The sequence below is a fragment of the Flavobacterium sp. PS2 genome (assembly GCF_046250155.1).
GTDB lineage: Bacteria > Bacteroidota > Bacteroidia > Flavobacteriales > Flavobacteriaceae > Flavobacterium.
Genome location: NZ_CP176426.1, coordinates 3,962,367 through 3,980,911 on the forward strand (window position 1 = coordinate 3,962,367; position 18,545 = coordinate 3,980,911).

Annotated in this window: 17 protein-coding genes and 2 tRNA genes; 12 read left to right on the forward strand and 7 right to left on the reverse strand. The window is 33.9% G+C overall.

Going from position 1 to position 18,545, the window contains the following annotated elements; all coding sequences use genetic code 11:
- Positions 1 to 119 precede the first annotated feature (119 nt).
- The 10 genes from ACJ6WR_RS17485 (at position 120) to ACJ6WR_RS17530 (ending at position 8,676) form a co-directional block, all read left to right on the forward strand.
- Positions 120 to 428, forward strand: a complete 309-nt coding sequence (locus tag ACJ6WR_RS17485; protein ID WP_086893709.1) for a co-chaperone YbbN — start codon at positions 120 to 122, stop codon at positions 426 to 428.
- Positions 429 to 549: 121 nt separating this feature from the next.
- Positions 550 to 807, forward strand: coding sequence for a DUF6952 family protein (locus ACJ6WR_RS17490; protein ID WP_035621165.1), 258 nt, complete (start codon positions 550 to 552; stop codon positions 805 to 807).
- A 576-nt stretch (positions 808 to 1,383) separates the two neighbouring features.
- Entirely contained in the window at positions 1,384 to 1,881 is a 498-nt protein-coding gene (tpx, locus tag ACJ6WR_RS17495; protein WP_039113879.1) for a thiol peroxidase, read from the forward strand.
- A 10-nt stretch (positions 1,882 to 1,891) separates the two neighbouring features.
- Positions 1,892 to 2,272, forward strand: coding sequence for a diacylglycerol kinase (locus ACJ6WR_RS17500; protein ID WP_039113880.1), 381 nt, complete (start codon positions 1,892 to 1,894; stop codon positions 2,270 to 2,272).
- 22 nt (positions 2,273 to 2,294) lie between these two features.
- Positions 2,295 to 4,745 carry a DNA translocase FtsK gene (locus ACJ6WR_RS17505; RefSeq protein WP_039113881.1) on the forward strand — a complete coding sequence of 817 codons (2,451 nt, stop codon included), beginning with the start codon at positions 2,295 to 2,297 and terminating at the stop codon, positions 4,743 to 4,745.
- A gap of 3 nt (positions 4,746 to 4,748) precedes the next feature.
- Positions 4,749 to 5,438, forward strand: coding sequence for a LolA family protein (locus ACJ6WR_RS17510; RefSeq protein ID WP_409415969.1), 690 nt, complete (start codon positions 4,749 to 4,751; stop codon positions 5,436 to 5,438).
- A gap of 7 nt (positions 5,439 to 5,445) precedes the next feature.
- A complete protein-coding gene (locus tag ACJ6WR_RS17515; protein WP_039119651.1) occupies positions 5,446 to 6,897 on the forward strand; it encodes an LptF/LptG family permease in 1,452 nt (483 codons plus the stop codon).
- A gap of 2 nt (positions 6,898 to 6,899) precedes the next feature.
- The gene (gene ribB / locus ACJ6WR_RS17520; RefSeq protein ID WP_035624622.1) at positions 6,900 to 8,033 is read left to right on the forward strand and encodes a 3,4-dihydroxy-2-butanone-4-phosphate synthase; all 1,134 of its coding nucleotides are present in this window, start codon (positions 6,900 to 6,902) and stop codon (positions 8,031 to 8,033) included.
- Between the two features lie 5 nt (positions 8,034 to 8,038).
- Complete coding sequence (locus ACJ6WR_RS17525; RefSeq protein WP_039113884.1) at positions 8,039 to 8,428, forward strand: acyl-CoA thioesterase; 390 nt, start codon at positions 8,039 to 8,041, stop codon at positions 8,426 to 8,428.
- Between the two features lie 160 nt (positions 8,429 to 8,588).
- Positions 8,589 to 8,676 (forward strand) — tRNA-Ser (locus tag ACJ6WR_RS17530).
- Positions 8,677 to 8,789: 113 nt separating this feature from the next.
- Here ACJ6WR_RS17530 and ACJ6WR_RS17535 read toward each other — a convergent pair.
- Positions 8,790 to 9,620: an ISL3 family transposase gene (locus ACJ6WR_RS17535; protein ID WP_409415970.1), complete on the reverse strand. Its 831-nt coding sequence runs from the start codon at positions 9,618 to 9,620 to the stop codon at positions 8,790 to 8,792.
- A 214-nt stretch (positions 9,621 to 9,834) separates the two neighbouring features.
- A complete protein-coding gene (locus ACJ6WR_RS17540; RefSeq protein WP_409415971.1) occupies positions 9,835 to 10,113 on the reverse strand; it encodes a transposase in 279 nt (92 codons plus the stop codon).
- A 290-nt stretch (positions 10,114 to 10,403) separates the two neighbouring features.
- Between ACJ6WR_RS17540 and ACJ6WR_RS17545 the strand changes: the two genes are divergently transcribed.
- Positions 10,404 to 10,491 (forward strand) — tRNA-Ser (locus ACJ6WR_RS17545).
- Between the two features lie 384 nt (positions 10,492 to 10,875).
- Here the strand turns inward: ACJ6WR_RS17545 and ACJ6WR_RS17550 are convergent.
- From ACJ6WR_RS17550 to ACJ6WR_RS17565, 4 genes are all read right to left on the reverse strand, one after another.
- Positions 10,876 to 12,861: an FAD-dependent oxidoreductase gene (locus tag ACJ6WR_RS17550; RefSeq protein ID WP_409415972.1), complete on the reverse strand. Its 1,986-nt coding sequence runs from the start codon at positions 12,859 to 12,861 to the stop codon at positions 10,876 to 10,878.
- Positions 12,862 to 12,907: 46 nt separating this feature from the next.
- On the reverse strand, positions 12,908 to 14,626 hold the full coding sequence (locus tag ACJ6WR_RS17555; RefSeq protein WP_409415973.1) for an alpha-keto acid decarboxylase family protein: 1,719 nt from the start codon (positions 14,624 to 14,626) through the stop codon (positions 12,908 to 12,910).
- A gap of 79 nt (positions 14,627 to 14,705) precedes the next feature.
- Positions 14,706 to 16,076: a heme-binding protein gene (locus ACJ6WR_RS17560; protein WP_409415974.1), complete on the reverse strand. Its 1,371-nt coding sequence runs from the start codon at positions 16,074 to 16,076 to the stop codon at positions 14,706 to 14,708.
- Positions 16,077 to 16,969: 893 nt separating this feature from the next.
- Positions 16,970 to 17,284 (reverse strand): T9SS type A sorting domain-containing protein, encoded by a 315-nt coding sequence (locus tag ACJ6WR_RS17565; RefSeq protein ID WP_409417936.1) that lies wholly within the window; start codon positions 17,282 to 17,284, stop codon positions 16,970 to 16,972.
- Between ACJ6WR_RS17565 and ACJ6WR_RS17570 the strand changes: the two genes are divergently transcribed.
- Positions 17,196 to 17,498 (forward strand): hypothetical protein, encoded by a 303-nt coding sequence (locus ACJ6WR_RS17570; RefSeq protein ID WP_409417946.1) that lies wholly within the window; start codon positions 17,196 to 17,198, stop codon positions 17,496 to 17,498. The two genes, ACJ6WR_RS17565 and ACJ6WR_RS17570, sit on opposite strands and share 89 nt — an antisense overlap.
- Before the next feature lie 80 nt (positions 17,499 to 17,578).
- Here the strand turns inward: ACJ6WR_RS17570 and ACJ6WR_RS17575 are convergent, their stop codons facing one another.
- A complete protein-coding gene (locus ACJ6WR_RS17575; protein WP_409415975.1) occupies positions 17,579 to 18,466 on the reverse strand; it encodes a hypothetical protein in 888 nt (295 codons plus the stop codon).
- Positions 18,467 to 18,545 lie beyond the last annotated feature (79 nt).

Genomic DNA, 18,545 nt, shown 5'->3' on the forward strand with positions numbered 1-18,545 from the left:
TCGAACACAATAGAATCTTAATAAATTACAATCTCAAAATAAAAAGTCACAAGGTTCTAAGATCTAAAACTTAGTGCCTTAGAACCTTTGCGACTTTGAACCTTTAAAAAACAAAAGAAATGTTAATCGAATTAAATGAAGATACTTTAGCAGATTTAGTTGCTAAAAATGAGAAAGTTGTCGTGCAATATTCGGCTTCTTGGTGTGGAAATTGCCGCATAATGAAACCAAAATTCAAAAAATTAGCTACAGAAAACGAAGGCTTAACTTTTGTATTAGTAGATGCCGAAAATTCACCAGAATCAAGAAAATTAGCTAATGTGAGTAACTTACCAACATTTGCAACATTCGTAAATGGTAAATTGGTAAACGAAACACAAACCAACAAACAAGAAGTATTAATCGAGTTAGTAAACGAGATTCTTTAAAGTTTTTTTAGTTTAATGTTTAAAGTTGACGAACTTAACAGTTAAACTTCATCGAGCAATTTTTACTCGCAAACTTTGAACCTTAAACTTTTTAAAACCTTAAACTTTAAACAATAAAAAAATGAAATTACCAGTAATAAAACAATTAACGCAGTTTATAGAAGAAAACGATCAGGATTATATCATCGAAACTATTGAAGTTTTGGAGGCAATGACCGAAATTCCATCATTAAAAGATGAAGAATTAGATGTAATCGGCGAATTGATTTCTAATATGTACGGAGCATTAGAAGTGCATAAAATGGTAGTTCAGGGAACTGATAAAAAAGAAGCATTAAATACGTTTATGAAACGTGTTTTAGGATCAATCGATAAATAATTATTAGGCTTAAAAGGTTAAAAAAAATAATTATTATTAAAAACGCATTCTTAACGGGGTGCGTTTTTTTATTGCCTATAATCAAGCTTTGGGCGAGCCACCATTAAAAAAAGGGGCAAACCAAGCAAAATCTATATACGCCCCTTTCCTTAATGCTGTCGGGCTGTTTGCGCTACTTCGGTAGCCAGCGACCATCCCTCTCGCGGAGAAAAGAGAATAGAAGAAAGAGAATAGAAGAAAGAGAATAGAAGAAAGAGAATAGAAGAAAGAGAATAGAAGAAAGAGAATAGAAGAAAGAGGATAGAAGATAGAAGATAGAAGAAAGAGAAATAGAGTATATACTATTAAATAAAATTAGTAATGATATCGCAACTGTAGAGGCGCACCGCAGTGCGTCTACCACAATCAAAATGACGCAAAGTTTTGATTCAGCCTTTGTCAAAGTGAAAAAACTTTGACAAAGGTTATGTATACAACGACAAACGCACACTAGGAAACAATCCCTAAACCGATAACAAATTCTTTTAGATTCAAATTTTAATCCTTACTTTTGAACCTCATAAAAAAACAAACAACATGGCATCAATAACATTAGGAGGAAATCCAATTCATACATCAGGAGAATTACCAAAAGTAGGTTCACAACTAGCTGATTTTAAATTAGTACAAAATGACCTTTCGGTTGCTTCATTGAGCAATTTTGCTGGTAAAAAATTAGTTTTAAATATTTTCCCAAGTATCGATACAGGAACTTGTGCAACTTCAGTTAGAAAGTTTAATGAGAATGCAAGTAATCTTGAGAACACTACAGTTTTATGCATTTCTAGAGATTTACCATTTGCTCAAAAACGTTTTTGTGGTGCAGAAGGATTAGAGAATGTAGTTAATTTGTCAGATTTTCAAGAAGGAGCTTTTGGTAAAGCAAACGGATTAGAAATCGTTGACGGACCATTAACAGGTTTACACTCAAGAGCGATTATTGTTGTTGATGAAAACGGAAAAGTTACACATACAGAACAAGTTGCAGAAATTGCAAATGAGCCTAATTACGAAGCTGCATTAGCTGCACTATAAAATCCAAAGAATGGAATTTAAAAAAGATAATTCTTTTTTTAAAGGAAGATTAAAAAGCGTTACCTATGCTTATAAAGGAGCTGCAAAGCTTATAAGCACAGAGCATAGCGTAATGGTGCAATTTTCATTAGGAATCATAATGACAATTGCTGGATTTTATTTTCATATTACAAATACCGAATGGCTTTTTCAAATATTAGCCATCGGTTTAGTATTAAGCGTGGAAGGATTGAATACCGCTGTAGAAAAAGTAGCCGATTTTATTCATCCTAATTATCACGAAAGAATAGGTTTTATTAAAGATATTGCTGCAGGCGCAGTGTTTTTTGCAGCAATGACAGCAATAGCAATCGGATTAACAATATATATACCATATATACAAAATATTTAAGCGGTTAGCACCCAAAATAAGAATGGCAAAAACAACAAAAAAAGAAACTGTAGACAATAAAAATAAATCCAAATCTGAGACAGTTACGTCTAAGAAAATGACCAAGCAACAAAAAATTGTCTTGGGATGCCTTTTGGTATTATTTTCCGTTGCATTATTAGTTGCTTTTATTTCCTTTTATATCTACGGACAATCAGATCAGAGCGCATTAACAGCACTTACTGATCGAAGCGAACCTGTGCAAAACTGGCTCGGAAAATTCGGGGCTTATTTAGCCGATTTATTGGTTTACCAAGGATTCGGATTAGCCTCTTTTATATTTGTTCGTTTATTTTTCTTAACAGGAATGTTTCTGATTTTGGAGCTTTCGCTAAGAAAACTTAAAAACATCTGGTTTTGGGATTTATTTGTCATTATTATAATATCGGTATTGTTTGGTTTTTTTGCTACATCGGCACCAGAGCTAGGCGGAACGATAGGGTATGAGCTTAATTTGTTTTTACAAGATTATATAGGTAAAACAGGAACTTTGTTAAGTTTGCTTTTTGGATTGATTATTTATTTAATCTTCAAAATAAAAATATCACCAGATAAGATTCAAGCCTTTTTTGATAATACCAAAAAAGAACTTCGTTCAGGTTTAAATTCATCATCTTCATTAAATACAGATAAAGGTGCTTATAATTTAGAAGAATTTGCGATTGATGAAAATGAAGAGTTAGATAATATCCATTTAAAAACTCCAGATTCTCAATTCGAAATTAATAAAGAAGCTTTAAAACCAACGATTGCTCATTCATCTGAGATAAATTTGGATCCGGTTATAAAGCCAATCAAAATGGATGTTGCGTCTAAAGCACCTGAGGTTGTTGCTTCGCACGATGAATCTTTTGTAATAGAACAAGCTCCGGAAGAAGATATAATCGAAGAAAATTTGGCATCACGTTTAGTTGCCGATTTTGGTTTGTTTGATCCTACTTTGGATTTATCTAATTATAAATTCCCTACAATCGATTTATTAAAAGAATATTCTACTGGAGGAATTACAATCAATCAGGAAGAATTAGAAGAAAATAAAAATAGAATTGTAGATACACTTCGAAACTATAAAATCGAAATTGCACAGATTAAAGCCACAGTAGGTCCATCGGTAACATTGTATGAGATTGTACCAGAAGCTGGAATCAGAATTTCGAAAATTAAAAGTCTGGAAGACGATATTGCATTGTCATTATCGGCATTAGGAATTCGTATTATTGCTCCAATTCCAGGAAAAGGAACAATTGGTATAGAAGTTCCTAATAAAAACCCAACGATGGTTTCGATGAAAAGCGTTATTGGTTCGGCTAAATTTCAAGAAGCCGAAATGGAATTGCCAATTGCTTTGGGTAAAACAATTTCTAACGAAACATTTGTTGTCGATTTAGCCAAGATGCCTCACTTATTGATGGCAGGAGCTACGGGACAAGGAAAATCGGTTGGATTAAATGCAGTTCTTACTTCATTATTATATAAGAAACACCCAGCCGAAGTGAAATTTGTTTTGGTGGATCCTAAAAAAGTAGAGTTAACATTATTTAATAAAATCGAAAGACATTATCTGGCTAAACTTCCAGATACCGAAGATGCAATTATTACTGATAATGCAAAAGTTGTAAATACATTAAATTCACTTTGTGTTGAAATGGATAACCGTTATTCTTTATTAAAAGATGCAATGGTTAGAAATATCAAAGAATACAATGATAAATTTAAAGCTAGAAAATTAAATCCAGAAGCAGGACATAGATTCTTACCTTATATTATTTTGGTAGTTGATGAGTTTGCCGATTTAATTATGACAGCAGGAAAAGAAGTTGAGGTTCCTATTGCTCGTTTAGCGCAATTGGCTCGTGCTATTGGTATACACTTAATAATCGCGACACAAAGACCATCGGTTAACGTAATTACAGGTTTGATAAAAGCCAATTTCCCTGCGAGAATAGCCTTTAGAGTTACCTCAAAAATCGACTCGCGAACTATTTTAGATACGCAAGGAGCAGATCAGTTAATAGGACGTGGAGATTTATTATATACCAACGGAAACGATGTTGTTCGTGTACAATGCGCCTTTATCGATACACCAGAGGTTGAAAAAATTACTGATTTTATTGGTTCACAGAAAGCATATTCTACTGCTTATTTGCTTCCAGAGTTTGTAGGAGAAGAAACTGGCATTAATCTTGATATGGATATTTCTGAAAGAGATACTTTATTTAGAGAGGCTGCCGAGATAATTGTGAATGCCCAACAAGGTTCGGCCTCATTATTACAAAGAAAATTAAAGCTGGGTTACAACCGTGCAGGTCGATTGATAGATCAATTAGAAGCAGCAGGAATTGTAGGTCCATTTGAAGGTAGTAAAGCCAGAAGTGTAAATATTTTAGATTTAAGTTCTCTTGATCAATTTTTTAACAATGAACAAAACAATTAAATCATGAAATCAACGATTCAAAACTTCAAAAAAAATAATGTAAACGGCCTTGCGAAAAAGGTTTTTCAAATTGTTTTTTTATTCCTTGTCACTTTTTCTGTTCAGGCCCAAGATAAAAAAGCCAAAGAATTATTGGATCAGGTAACTGCAAAAGTAAAAAGCTACGATAATATCGTAATCGATTTTAAATATACTCTGAATAATGCCAAAGAAAACATTAATCAGGATAGCAAAGGAAATGTAACTATAAAAGGAAATCAGTTTGTATTGAATTTTATGGGTGTTACCAAAATATTCGACGGACAAAAAACATATACAATTGTTCCTGAAGACGAGGAAATTACGATTTCTAAAGTTAACGAAAAAGATGATAATGCGATTACGCCTTCAAAAATGTTGACTTTTTTTAATTCTGGTTATAAGTATGCAATGGATATTGTTCAGAACGTAAAAGGAAGAAAAATTCAATACATAAAATTAAATCCAACAAGCGCTAAAGACCAGCGTAAAGAGATTCTTTTGGGGATTGATGTGCAAACAAAGCATATTTATAATTTAATCGAAATGGGTAAAAACGGAACAAAAACTACTTTAACCGTTAATTCTTTTAAAACCAATCAGCCATTATCAAAAAATCAGTTTACCTTTGCGCAAAGTAAATATCCAAATTACTACATCAATAAACTAGACTAATTACGGGTTGAAAATACTAGACAAATACTTACTAAAAACTTTCCTTCTTACATTTACTACTGTATTTGTAATTCTATTCTTTATATTCATTCTTCAAACCGTTTGGCTATTTATAGCCGAGTTGGCGGGTAAAGATTTGGATTTAATTTTAGTTGTTAAATTCTTATTGTTTTCGATGCCTCGAATTATCCCGTTGGTATTGCCATTATCGGTTTTACTAGCTTCGATTATGACATTCGGAAATCTGGCTGAAAACTATGAGTTTGCAGCAATGAAAGCTTCGGGTATTTCGCTACAGCGAGCTATGAGAGGTTTAATAGTGTTTATCTGTTTTTTAAGTATTGTTGCCTTCTTCTTTGCAAACAATGTAATTCCTTACGCTGAATATAAATTTATTAATTTTAGAAAAAGCATCGCGCAAGCTAAGCCTGCAATGGCTATAGCCGAAGGACAATTTAGCGATGTTGGTTTTTATAATATTAAGGTAAATAAAAAATCAGGCGAAAACGGAAATAAGCTTACAGGAGTAACCATTCATGAAAAAGCAAATAATAGTGGTGAAAATAAAACCGTTATTAAATCTAAAACTGGCGAATTAATAAGTAATGATAAATCTAGTATTCTTCAGTTAGTTCTTAATGATGGTTACTATTACCAAGATGTAACGCCTAAGAAATACGAAGACAGAAGTAAAATGCCTTTTATAAAAGGGAAATTTAAAAAGCAAATCATCAACATCGATTTGTCCGAATTAAATAAAGTAGATGATAGTCAGGAAATAGGTAATACAAACGGAATGCTAAATGCTAGTGAATTGCGTTATACGCTGGATTCATTAAGTAAAAATTTAGATACCGAAATACTTTCTTTCTCAGAAAACATCAATCAAAAAGTGGGTATTGCCAAAGGTATACCAACAGCTAAATTAGATAAAAAGAAAAAACCTTTGCCAAACGATATTTTATCACTCTATGCCAATGATAAAAAGTCGGAAATACTTAAAGTGGCAAGTAGCAATCTTACAAGCGCAATGTATTCTATTGACGCTACAAAAAATGAATTAAAAGAAAAACAACGAAATATTAACCGTCATCTTACGGCGCTTTACGAGAAATTCGTGATTGCTTTTGCTTGTTTTTTAATGTTTTTTATTGGTGCACCACTCGGGGCAATTATCCGAAAAGGAGGACTTGGATTACCAATAGTTTTTGCAGTTTTGATATTTATTACTTTTCACTTTATCAATACTTTTGGAAAAAGAATTTCACAAGAAGACGGATTAACTCCTTTTATGGGAGCATGGATGTCTACTTTCATACTTACACCATTAGCCGTTTTGTTAACTTATCGTGCTACAAACGATATTGGTTTAATTAATATGGATACTATTTTGGCTCCATTGAACAAGTTATTTAAAAAACTCTCTGAGAAGTTTATTCCTTCTCAAAACAAAACCTAATTATGTCAACAAATAAAATACAACTCAACACCATTGAAGAAGCTATTGAAGCTATTCGTCAAGGTGAAGTAATCATTGTAGTAGATGATGAAGATCGCGAAAATGAAGGTGATTTTCTTGCTGCAGCCGAAAAGGTAACACCAGAAATGATTAATTTCATGGCAACACACGGACGTGGATTAATTTGCGCGCCATTAACAGAAAGTCGTTGCAAAGAGTTGGATTTAAAACCAATGGTTACCAATAATACAGATCATATGGAAACTGCTTTTACAGTTTCGGTTGATTTAAAAGGAAATGGAGTTACTACAGGAATTTCTGCTGCCGATAGATCTCTGACTGTATTTGCATTAACAGATCCTAATACAAAACCATATGAATTGGCAAGACCAGGACATATTTTTCCTTTGGTAGCTAAACAAGGTGGTGTATTAAGAAGAACAGGACATACTGAAGCAGCTATCGATTTTGCAAGACTAGCAGGGTTTAAACCAGCGGGTGTAATTTGCGAAATTTTAAATGAGGACGGAACTATGTCTCGTTTACCTCAACTTGTAGAAGTTGCTAAAAAATTCAATTTAAAATTGGTTTCTATCGAAGATTTGGTAGCATATAGAATGCAACACGATAGTTTGATTGTAAAAAAAGAAGATTTTGATATAGAGACTCGTTTCGGAACTTTCCGTTTAAGAGCTTATGAGCAAACAACAAATAAACAAATTCATATTGCTTTAACAAAAGGAACTTGGAGTTTGGGTGAATCTATCCTTACCAGAATTAATTCATCTCAGGTAAATAATGATTTATTAGGTACTTTAACTAATAATCCAGAACAACAATTGGATGATATGTTTAAGGTTATTAATGAGAACGGTAAAGGTGCAGTATTGTTTATTAATCAGGATATGCAAGCTGTAAATTTATTAAACCGTATTGCTGAGCTTAAGACATTACAATCTCAAGGAGTGATGAAAGCTCCAAAAGTAATCATTGATAGTAAAGACTACGGAATAGGAGCACAGATCTTACATGATATTGATATCTCTAAAATTAGATTAGTATCAAATACAGAACAAACTAAACGTGTTGGTATGATAGGTTACGGACTTGAAATAACAGAATACGTAAGCTATTAAAGTATATGGACACATTTGAAGAAAGAATTGTAAAATCTGAGACACGTATATTTAAAGCTGTTTTTCCGAGTACAACGAATCATTATGATACTTTATTTGGGGGAACTGCACTTCATCTTATGGATGAAGTTGCTTTTATTTGTGCTACCAGATTCAGCCGAAAGAAAGTGGTAACGATTTCAACTGGACAAATTGACTTTAAAAAAGCAATTCCGGCTGGAACATTAATTGAATTAGTTGCAAAAGTTGATAGTGTTGGGAGAACAAGTTGTAAAATTCATGTAGATATTTTCATGGAACAAATGTACTCTGAACTTCGCGAGACGGTAGTTTCAGGTACTTTTTCGTTTGTTGCGGTTGATGAAAATAAAAAACCGATCCCGATTATGGACTAATTTGCAAATTAGCGCAAAATTATTTTAAAAGAGAAATACTGATAATTAGGTAGTTGAAAATTAATTTAAAATAATCGTCAAAAAAGCTCTAAAAAAGTTTTGAGAACCGAAAAAGCGTCTTATATTTGCACTCGCAATCAGGAAATGAAAGCGACATACTGGAGAAATGGCAGAGCGGTCGAATGCGGCAGTCTTGAAAACTGTTGACTGTAACAGGTCCGGGGGTTCGAATCCCTCTTTCTCCGCCAGTATTTAAAACCCGAAACGAAAGTTTCGGGTTTTTTGTTTTTATGACTTTTCTAGTTTTCTTGAATCTTGTTCAAAAGTTAGGGATTAAGGGATCAGATGCAAAAGTTGGGGATTAAGCAAAAAGATTAGATAATCTGAACAAGAAGAAATCAATATTTCTTACACCTCTAAATTGGCTTCTAAATGCTTTTATTTTTGCATTAAAAGATTCGGCAGAAGCATTGGTACTTCTATTATCAAAATAGTTTAAGATTGATTGGTAGTTAAAAGTTATAGTATTGAGCAGAATATTGAAGTTTTTAAAACCTGACTCCTCTACATTTCTATACCAATGTGCTAGTTTGGTCATAGCAATATGTTTATCGTTGTGATTATTGTAAATCCCTCGAAGTTGTTGATTTAGATTATAGGCTGTTTTTATATCTGGATATAGATCAAAGAGCATTTGAGCTCTTTCTTTTTGGCTCTTTGTCCATTTTTCGCGAGATTTATAAAGTAGGTATCTGCTTCTGGCTAATAGCTGTTTTACAGAATCTCCGTTTGATAAAAGCTGTGAGATATATCTTTTATTTTCTTTTTTTGCCTGTAATGTTAATTGATTTTCAAAATCCATAGCTTCCCATCGATGTTTGATTCTGATTTCTTGTAATGCTTCCAATGCCAATTTTTGAACATGGAACCTATCGGTTACTTGTATGGCTTTTGGAAAGGCTCTCTTTGATATTAACTTCATGGAATTAGCCATATCAAGTGTTATTTCTTTTACACAAGATCTTTTTTTGTAATCAATTTTACAGAGGTGTTCTATGACCTGATCAGCTTTGGTTCCTGCAACAATAGCCACTAAGCAGCCTTTTTTGCCTTTGAATTTCTTGTTGGTCACAATAGTATAGAGTTCACCCTGAGACAAAGCTACTTCATCAATGGATAAATGAGTACCCATATTTTCGGGGTAAACAATCCACTGGTGCGCATGTTCGCGCGGAGTCCATGTACTAAAAGAGCTTAGATGTTTTTTATATTGTCTTTGAAGTTTTTTTCCATTGACTCCGAAGAAGCCTCCAATAGTATGACAATCGGTAGCACTTTTATCGATTAATTTCTTTTAAAAAAGCTGCAAACTCCTGCGTCATGCGAGTTCCTTTGGCTACTAATGCCTAATCTCTTTTTATAATTTCTCCATTGGTTTTATTGGTCCAGCGGCGTCTTTTGATATGTAAATACACATATTTGCCTCTTAATGGAAAATCCTGAATAGTAATCTCATCTTGAAAACCCTTTGATAGTAATTCAAACATATCAAACTCTTGTGGAGGCTTGGCGCTCTCTTCGAAATAAAGGTGTAGTACTTCTTCTGTGTTAGTGCTAGAAACTATTTCAAAGTGTTCTACTAAAAAATCAGGCAGCATAAATTTTAAAAGGTCTATAGGAGTCATCTCAAATTCTTAGATTACAAAGTTCTTATTTTATTTTGACATTCCTCCCCAGGTTTTGTTCTTGATCCAGAATAGATAAGTAAAATAGCAGTCTCTTAGTCTTTTAAACATAAATTTGATGTTGAACTTATTGCTTTTAGATTGATAAACTTTTACTACTTCACATGATTTTTAGGTAGCTTAAATTCTAGCAAACGATTTAATTTTATTGTATTTGGAAATTCGATTAGTTATAATCAAAAAAGCGTCTTATATTTGCACTCGCAATCAGGAAATGAAAGCGACATACTGGAGAAATGGCAGAGCGGTCGAATGCGGCAGTCTTGAAAACTGTTGACTGTAACAGGTCCGGGGGTTCGAATCCCTCTTTCTCCGCCAGTATTTAAAACCCGAAACGAAAGTTTCGGGTTTTTTGCTTTTATGACTTTTCTTATTTCTACTCTTTGTCTTGTCAGACATGATTTATTTGATGCATTAGAAAGTAAACTACTAGGCTTGATTCCTGTTTGTTCGTATGGATCAGACAGAAGTTGTTACATCCATTGTTGGAAATCTTGTAATGGTATTTTGACTTTTTTGTCCATTTTCTGCAACTATAAAAAATTATTCATAGTAACTATATTTAATGGGTTGAAAAAGAACTATCTTTTTCAACCCATTAAATTTGGTGTTGTATTACCTCTTTGAGGTTCTCTTTTGTCAGCTCATTTGTAAGTGTAAAAAGTTTTTGGGCTTTCGTACATAGTTACAGTTTTTAGAGTGTTATTCTGGAGAAATAAATGGATAGTATTTTTCATCTATAATTGGTTCAATGCCGAAAAAATCATTAAGAACAGATTCGGCTGTACAAAAAGCACCTTCTACCCAAGCCTGATCATTTGAGTACGTTTCACCAACTATAAAAATATCGCAATCTGTTTTTGGAACAAGTTGTGATGGTTTTCTAATTTTTCTTTGCACATCACCTAAATTATAATGTGATTTATAGGCATGGTAACCCGCATTAAAAGGAGGGAGCGACCAGTCCATATACTTAGTTTCTAAAGGTTCTGGTACAGCTGAATAATCTGTCTGCGGTCCAAAATGTAATGCCGCCAATTGTGAACGAAGCATTTTTACCATTACAGGTGTGGCCTTTCTCGGTCCTTCGAGTGGTTGGCAATCTCTGGATTCTGGAATTTTACGTGTTGCTTTTGGACCGAGTTCTAAAGCTTTCCAGAATGTTGAATATTGGATATCATCATAACTGGCAAGAATACCATATACTTTATCTCCTTTTTCATTTCTGGCATTATCACCAAAATAAACTACTTGTCGGATAGGCATATCAGTAATACTTGGCCCAATGGTATCTAATTCGGCTACAGTTAAAATTTGGCTTTCTTGTTTAAAAGTTAGGCGCTCTTGGATTGCATTTTCTACAGCAGCAATAAAACTGGCTTTATCGTTAAACGGAATACCTATAATAGCTGGATTATTTATTTTATTTAGATATTCAGCAGGGAAATTCTCTTTTTTTAATTTAGCTATTCCCTCCAGTGTTAGAAAGTAACTTGTTAGTTTGGCAGGATAAGTAGGACCTCCGTCTGTAGTTTTTCTCCACCACGGAGTCTTAAAAAACATACCTATTTTGTATGAAGGTTCCATGATTACAGATTCTAAATACAACTGAACTTTTTCGTGATTTAATACATCTAAACCTTCTGCATCGGAATATCTAGTTGCTTCAGCTACTAATTCTATGGCAGCTCTTGGCATTGCAAGAAATGCAGCATCACATTTTTTACTTTCTGCAAGTTTATCAGGAGATTCACGTTTTGCTGTTGTAAAATGTATTCCTGACTTGGTATGTAAAATAGAACGCAATCGCGTATTTGGATAATAATTGAGAGTAATCCCTTTTTGTTTTGCTAGTTTTTCGACTTCTTCAAATAAGGAATCAAATAAGCTCGAATATCCTTTTATTAAAGTTTTGTATTCTGTTCCTGGAGTAAACTCGTCATTGACATTAAAGGACTGTGCACTATTGCTGTTTACTACGTTTGAACTATAGCCATTACCGTCAGATAAATAGCTGAATCCTTCTTGTCCAAGCATATCATAACCGAGATTCCAGTACCCAATTTCTTTTAGCAAATCTCCTTTTTTGAAGATAGAACTTTCAGGCATTTCAATATTAATTTTTCCATCTTCATAAAATTTGCACCACTCTCTTCGGGTAACTGGTCCAGAATCTTGAGTAATAGCTACAGATTGTATGGCTGTAAATCCATCATCTGGTGGAGCATCTTCACCGTAATTGTTTGCAGCATAAGGAGCTGGCTGGTTAGAAGTAACATCTGATATATACATGTTTTTAGAACGCAAAGACATTAGTGGATCTGCAGATTCATTAAAAGGAATTGAATCTTTCTTTAAATCTAGTTTTTCTATGGCTTTAGTTACTAAACGATGTCCTGGTCCCTTAGGGGTTCCGTCCCAATACAAATATCTCATACCACCCAATTCTAAGTACGAATTATCTTTATTGTCTTTATAGTGCCATGTACAAACACGTGCACCTGGTTCTCTGGTTCCAGGATTTTTTTTAGAAAAATCGTATTTCCCCCAGTCATAGAGTTCTAATATATCCCCTTTGACAAGTAATTTTTCGTTTTTTTTGTTTTTGGAAGTTCCGTCAAGTAATCTCCAAGCGGTATAGAGTCCAGCTGCACCAGCTCCAAAAATTGAATATGTTTTTGTACTCATGATTATATGTTTTTAAAATTTTTATTCGGTTGTTTTGTGATTGCTTTTATTCATTACCCAATCTTGCCATTTGCTGTGCCAGATCTTTTTGAGGAATTACAATTTCGACTAAGGTTGGGAGGTGAGTTTTCTTTTTGAGATTAAGTAGTACTTCGTTTAGTTCAGTAACTGTTTCGGCTCGGTAGCTGTTTGCACCAAATGCTTTGGCAAGTGCCTGATAATCCCATTTTGGAAGAATATCAAATGCATCAAACTTATGAGATGGTCCTGCTTTAAATGCATCTATATTTACATATACTTGCTCTATGGCATATACTCCGTTACTCATTACAAAGAGTATTGAGTTGATATTGTATTTTACAAGAGTCGAAAGTGATTGTGCTACCGTCATAAAACCACCATCGCCAGCTACAGTCCAGGCTTGTTTGCCACTCCCAAGTTGCGCACCAGATGCAGCACCGGTTTCAAAACCAATACATTGCCAAGCAGCCGAAGAAATATATGCATTCTTAGATAATCCGTAGATATTAGTTGCCACATACATAGAGGTACTTACACCAAAAGTCATAACAATATCGTCTAACATTTTGTTCTTTTTTAAGAAAGATACCGTATGTTCAAAAAAACGGTTAAACGTTATTACTTCGGGTGTTTTATCGTATTTAGGATCTGAATTGGATATCCAGGGTTCTGGGAATTTTGGTTGAGCTGGTGCCACAGTTTTTAAAGGATATGTTGCGGCTTTTTTAAAACGTTCTATTAATGCTTCGATAAAGTCTTTTAGGCTTACATTAGTATACGTAAAATAACCAACTCTCATTTCTTGAGTGGTTGCCTGAATCATATCCGAAAATTTATTTTCGACCAACCATAAATAATCATCGGTAATGATAGTTCCTAGTGATAGAATACAATCAGAAGCTTCAACCAGTTTGATAACTTCGGGTATTGAAGCTTGATCAGAATATGTTCCTATAAATTTATCTCCTTTCTCATCCAGAACTGTTTTTCCTAGTGAAGTTGTAGTGTACAACATGCCACTTTCTTTAATAAGTTCTTCTAATTGATTTGATAAATCGTGTCGTAAGATTTCTACACCTGCAAGAATAAGAGGAGATTTTGCTTGACTAATTTGACTCCAAGCTTGAGAAACAGCATTGTTAAGTGCTGCTACTTCACTTTTTATTATCAGCGGTGTTAGTTTTTTATTCGAAGGTTTGGGGCAAGGTTCGCCCCAAACTTCTTTAAAACATGCTATGTACACTGGTCGCTGGTGTGTAAGTGCTGCAATGATTAATTTATCGATTCTTTCGGGAGCATTTACAGAACTGCTTAGAGTCTCGGCTGCAACAGTTACTCTTTCGTAAATTTCCTGATCGGCATTGAGATTACCTGTAGAATGATGATAAAGTACGTTGTACATACTGCCTATTTGCCGGGCATCTGCTCCGGGAGTAGCACTAATTACAATAACTGGGCTACGCTCTACATAAGCTCCGGCAATAGCGTTTAATGCACTATAAGTACTTACTCCATATTGTAAGGAAACTGCGGCTAAACCTCGGGTACGAGCATAAGCATCTGCTGCATAAGAAGCATCTAATTCGTTTGAAGCTCCAATGGTTTTAATACCTTCAAAGTCTTCTAAGGCCTGCGTAAAGTGTTTTACATAATCGCCTGGGATTTGGAAAACTTCGGTAACATTTAATTGCTTGAGACGCGTGAGCAGATAATCTGCCACTGTAAATTCTTTTGTAGGTTTCATTTTTCTGATATTGTAGATTTGGAGACGTATTTATCTTTGGGTTATAAATACTTCATTTTAAAGTGCCTTTTTTAGTATTTTAAACTTTTATGCGTACCTGTAAACTACCAACGTTATCGGCTAATCCAGCCCCACCTTTAGCATTTAAATCATCGTCAATACATAAACTTAATAGTCCAGTTTGTCCTGCAGGAGTTGTAACAGGGCCGTTTCCTATCAAGAATGGAGGATTTGTACCAACTTGACCTATAAGCGATCCCATATTTACACCTTGAAGTGGATAGAATGGAAGATCTATCTTATAACCTGAGTATCCATTTGCGTCATATAAATTACCATTGTTTGTAGCAGGATCAGCAGTCCATAGGCCTGAATCGTAATTTATACTTATTGGTTTCCCAGGTTGTACAGTAATTCCTGTATTTTGCCATGGTAATTTTGCATCGACCTGTACATACGTTTCCACAAGTTGTAAAGTGTTAGCATCAATATGTGAAAACTGTTTTGGATAACCATTAATCTCAAACTGTAAAATAATATTTTGAATGTATTGTAATTGAACAGTTCCGTTACTCAACGTTTCAATATACCAGGTAGTATCCATTGAAACTACTTTCCCAAAAGAAGCCTCAAAATGGATATTATTTATTCCGCCTCCTAATATTTCATTTGAGCTAACATTAATGCTAGAATAGCTAACAACTGTGATGCCTTTGTCGTTCAATGATTTTAATTGGTTCGTTAAATAGGTTGATGGGTCAATAATATTGGGATCTGTAAACGGTAATTGAGTTCTATTTGCGGTTGGGAAAGCCGGATTTCCTGTTCCGGTAACAACTGGACCTCCTACCATTAAAACGGAAACTCCATGAGGTACCGAAATTTGTTTGTTATACTGAACTTTTGGATCTTGTGCAGGAATTGAAGGGTTTTGAACTTTGCCAGGACCATAAGGTCCTTCCATTTGTTGTTGTATAAAATGATATAACCAAGTGCCATTTTCGGCATGAATCAAAGTATTTTCAATTGGCTGGCTTCCAGTTGGCTGGGCATTGTTTGCAATGTATACTCGTTGTTCATAAAATAACACTCCACTTGTTTGTGTAAAATTTCCCGCGCGATTTGGTGCTCCACCTGCTATAGGCGTAAATGTAATTTCTTCAAAATAAGGGAAGTTTTTAGTAATGTATCCATTTGGAGCATCTGTCTGAGGCAAGGGCATAACATTATAGCCCGTTGCAGCATCTCCGGTAGGGCTGTTCCAGGTACCAATAAGATTATTTAAAAGTCCGAGATTAATAGGCCCCACAACTGGTGGCTGATTAGTTGTTGATACAAGTGGCGTTGTAATGTCTGGAATTAACGCTACTGTACTTGCTTGTTGTGCTTGTAGAGCATTTTGAGCTTGATAAGGGCATGTTTTTTGTTCTAAGTCGATTGAATTTTCCATTTTTTTTTATTTTTTTGTTCCCTACTCATATGGCTTTTCAGGTTACGCCTCGTTTATTAAAGTGGTTTCTGAATTCCACTTTTTATTTCTTATTGATATAGTATAACACGCATAACTTTATAGCTACGAGAAAACAGTGAGGCTGATACTTATGAAGTATTAATTAAAAAAAAACATATTTTGAGAATAAATCCAGTTGGGGTTTATTTCATAATAAAGTTACTAGTACACAATAGTTTAAAAGAAAAAAATGGTATGAATGCCGAATTTTTATCCATGGGAAACCGAAATAACAGCAGGAGATTACTTTTTAAATTTTAGAACATAAATTTTACTTAGTCTACCTTTAGAATTATTTTTACCGTCTCTGCTTAAAATAGATGATTTTGAATTTTAAAATACTGTATTTGAGTCGTTTATAGTGTGTTTGAAATTAGAAGAAATGCTGCACATTACAATAAGTATAATTACCTGTTTCTTTTTGAAATGTGTTTGTTGTGTATTAATTTATTATTAAAATCTTAAATGTACATTTAGGATATGTCCTCAATGTGAAGTAGAATAGTTTCGAAGTTTTAAATAATAAAATGTAGTTTTAAGTTTAGCAGTGATTGGATAGGTGAGTTGATTCTTGTATTAGAAATTGCTAAACAATTTTTTATCCTATGATGATTTATGAAGCTGAAAATGAAGTAATCTTCGCCTAAATTATATTTTGTAATTCTTATTTTTTCTAGGATTAAGAATAAAGACTTTAGAGTCTTTCTCCATAAAAGTTAAACCCCGAAACGAAAGTTTCGGGGTTTAACTTTTATGGTTTTTCTTGTTTTTATGACTAAGAGCAAAAAGGATCAGGTGCAAAAGTTGAACTTTACGAAATATATTATTCAATATTATTTTTTTACTACTTTAAACTTTCTCGATTCTCCATTTTGTTTTACATCGATAACGTATAAACCACTACTCATGTTTAGCTGAATATCAAGATCTTTTAATTCCGAAAAAGTTTTATTGTAAACCGATTTCCCTGTTAAATCATTTATGTTTATTGAAACATTCTCGTTCATTTCCTCTAATTCTAATTTAAAGGTATTTACAAACGGATTTGGATAAAGTTTTATGGTATTAGAATTGAAGCTTGATACGCTTAGAGATGGTGTTGGTAAAGGAAAAAATGCATTATTGGTTGAGAAGAAACTAGTTCCCAAATATTCGGGTAAAGTAGCAATCCCAAAGAGCATGGTAGAAAAATCGACACCAATGATTTCATTAGGTATCCAGGCTGTATTGCTTACACTATGTCTCCATAAAATTGGGTCAGTAGAATTTGGTAAAAGATACTTGCCTTTATTGTTATCCCATAATGCAATTAAATCATTTTTACTATTAGGGTTTACAGGAATAAATCCAGCAATAATATGAGGTGATGCAATCTGATCAGGATTATCATTTATTGCATCTGCATGATAGGAGGACGAAATAGCTGAACCAGCACCGCATCCCTATTGATAGGTATTTCCTCCCTGATTATTCCACCATTCTAAATCGGCTTGTTGCGCATTTTTAAAATACAGCATATAGTCATTAGAAGTCGTAAAGTAATTACAGAGATAATAATTGAACTGATGTGTAAATGAAGGCATAAAACGTGTAGCATTATCCGATAAAACTGGAATAGAATTATAATTTACTTTTGGTAATTGAGTTGGAGAGCTGTAATGATTATTCCACAATACATTCCCTGGTCCAGTAGGGGTTTGTGAGGCATTTTTAGCTAGCCAAGCGGGTATCATGTACTCATTATAAGGCCCGGCAGAACCAGTGATGCCCGTTCCGTTTGCGTTCATTGATAAATAAATAGCTCCTCCTGAAGCATCAGAAATAGCAGCTTCAAAATCAATTGAATTCCACATTTCTAATGTGTACTTTGTGATTTCATCATTTTTAAAATACTTCATTGCAAATAATGCTCCCGACATTAAAATATCGGTATCGATAGTACTGTATTCAGAACCCCAAGCTTGTTGCCCCGTATCTATATCCATAAAATGTCTGTAATATCCATTAGATGTTCTATCAGGTGTAAAACCCTGAGTATGTCCCGTTGCAGTTTTAAGCGTTGCCAAAGCCAAGTCCTGTCCGTTAGTAATCCAGCCCATCGCGTCGGCAATACATATTGCGACTAATCCCATGCCTGTATTAGCAGCTGATATCGGATGATAATCATTTCCGCTAAATAGTTTCGAATCTCTATACATTCCGTTAGGAAGTCTCTGAAGTTCAAAAACCTTATAACTATTCCTAAAAAGGATGTCAATAGAAGGATTAGATTGGGAGTAGGTTGGAGTAAAATAAATTGCTAGAACGAGAATTAGAGTAATTTTTTTCATAGTAATTAAGTTCTGTTGAATTATTATTTTCTAGATGTGGGGATATTTATAAATAATAAAAATGGTTATTTATTAGGAA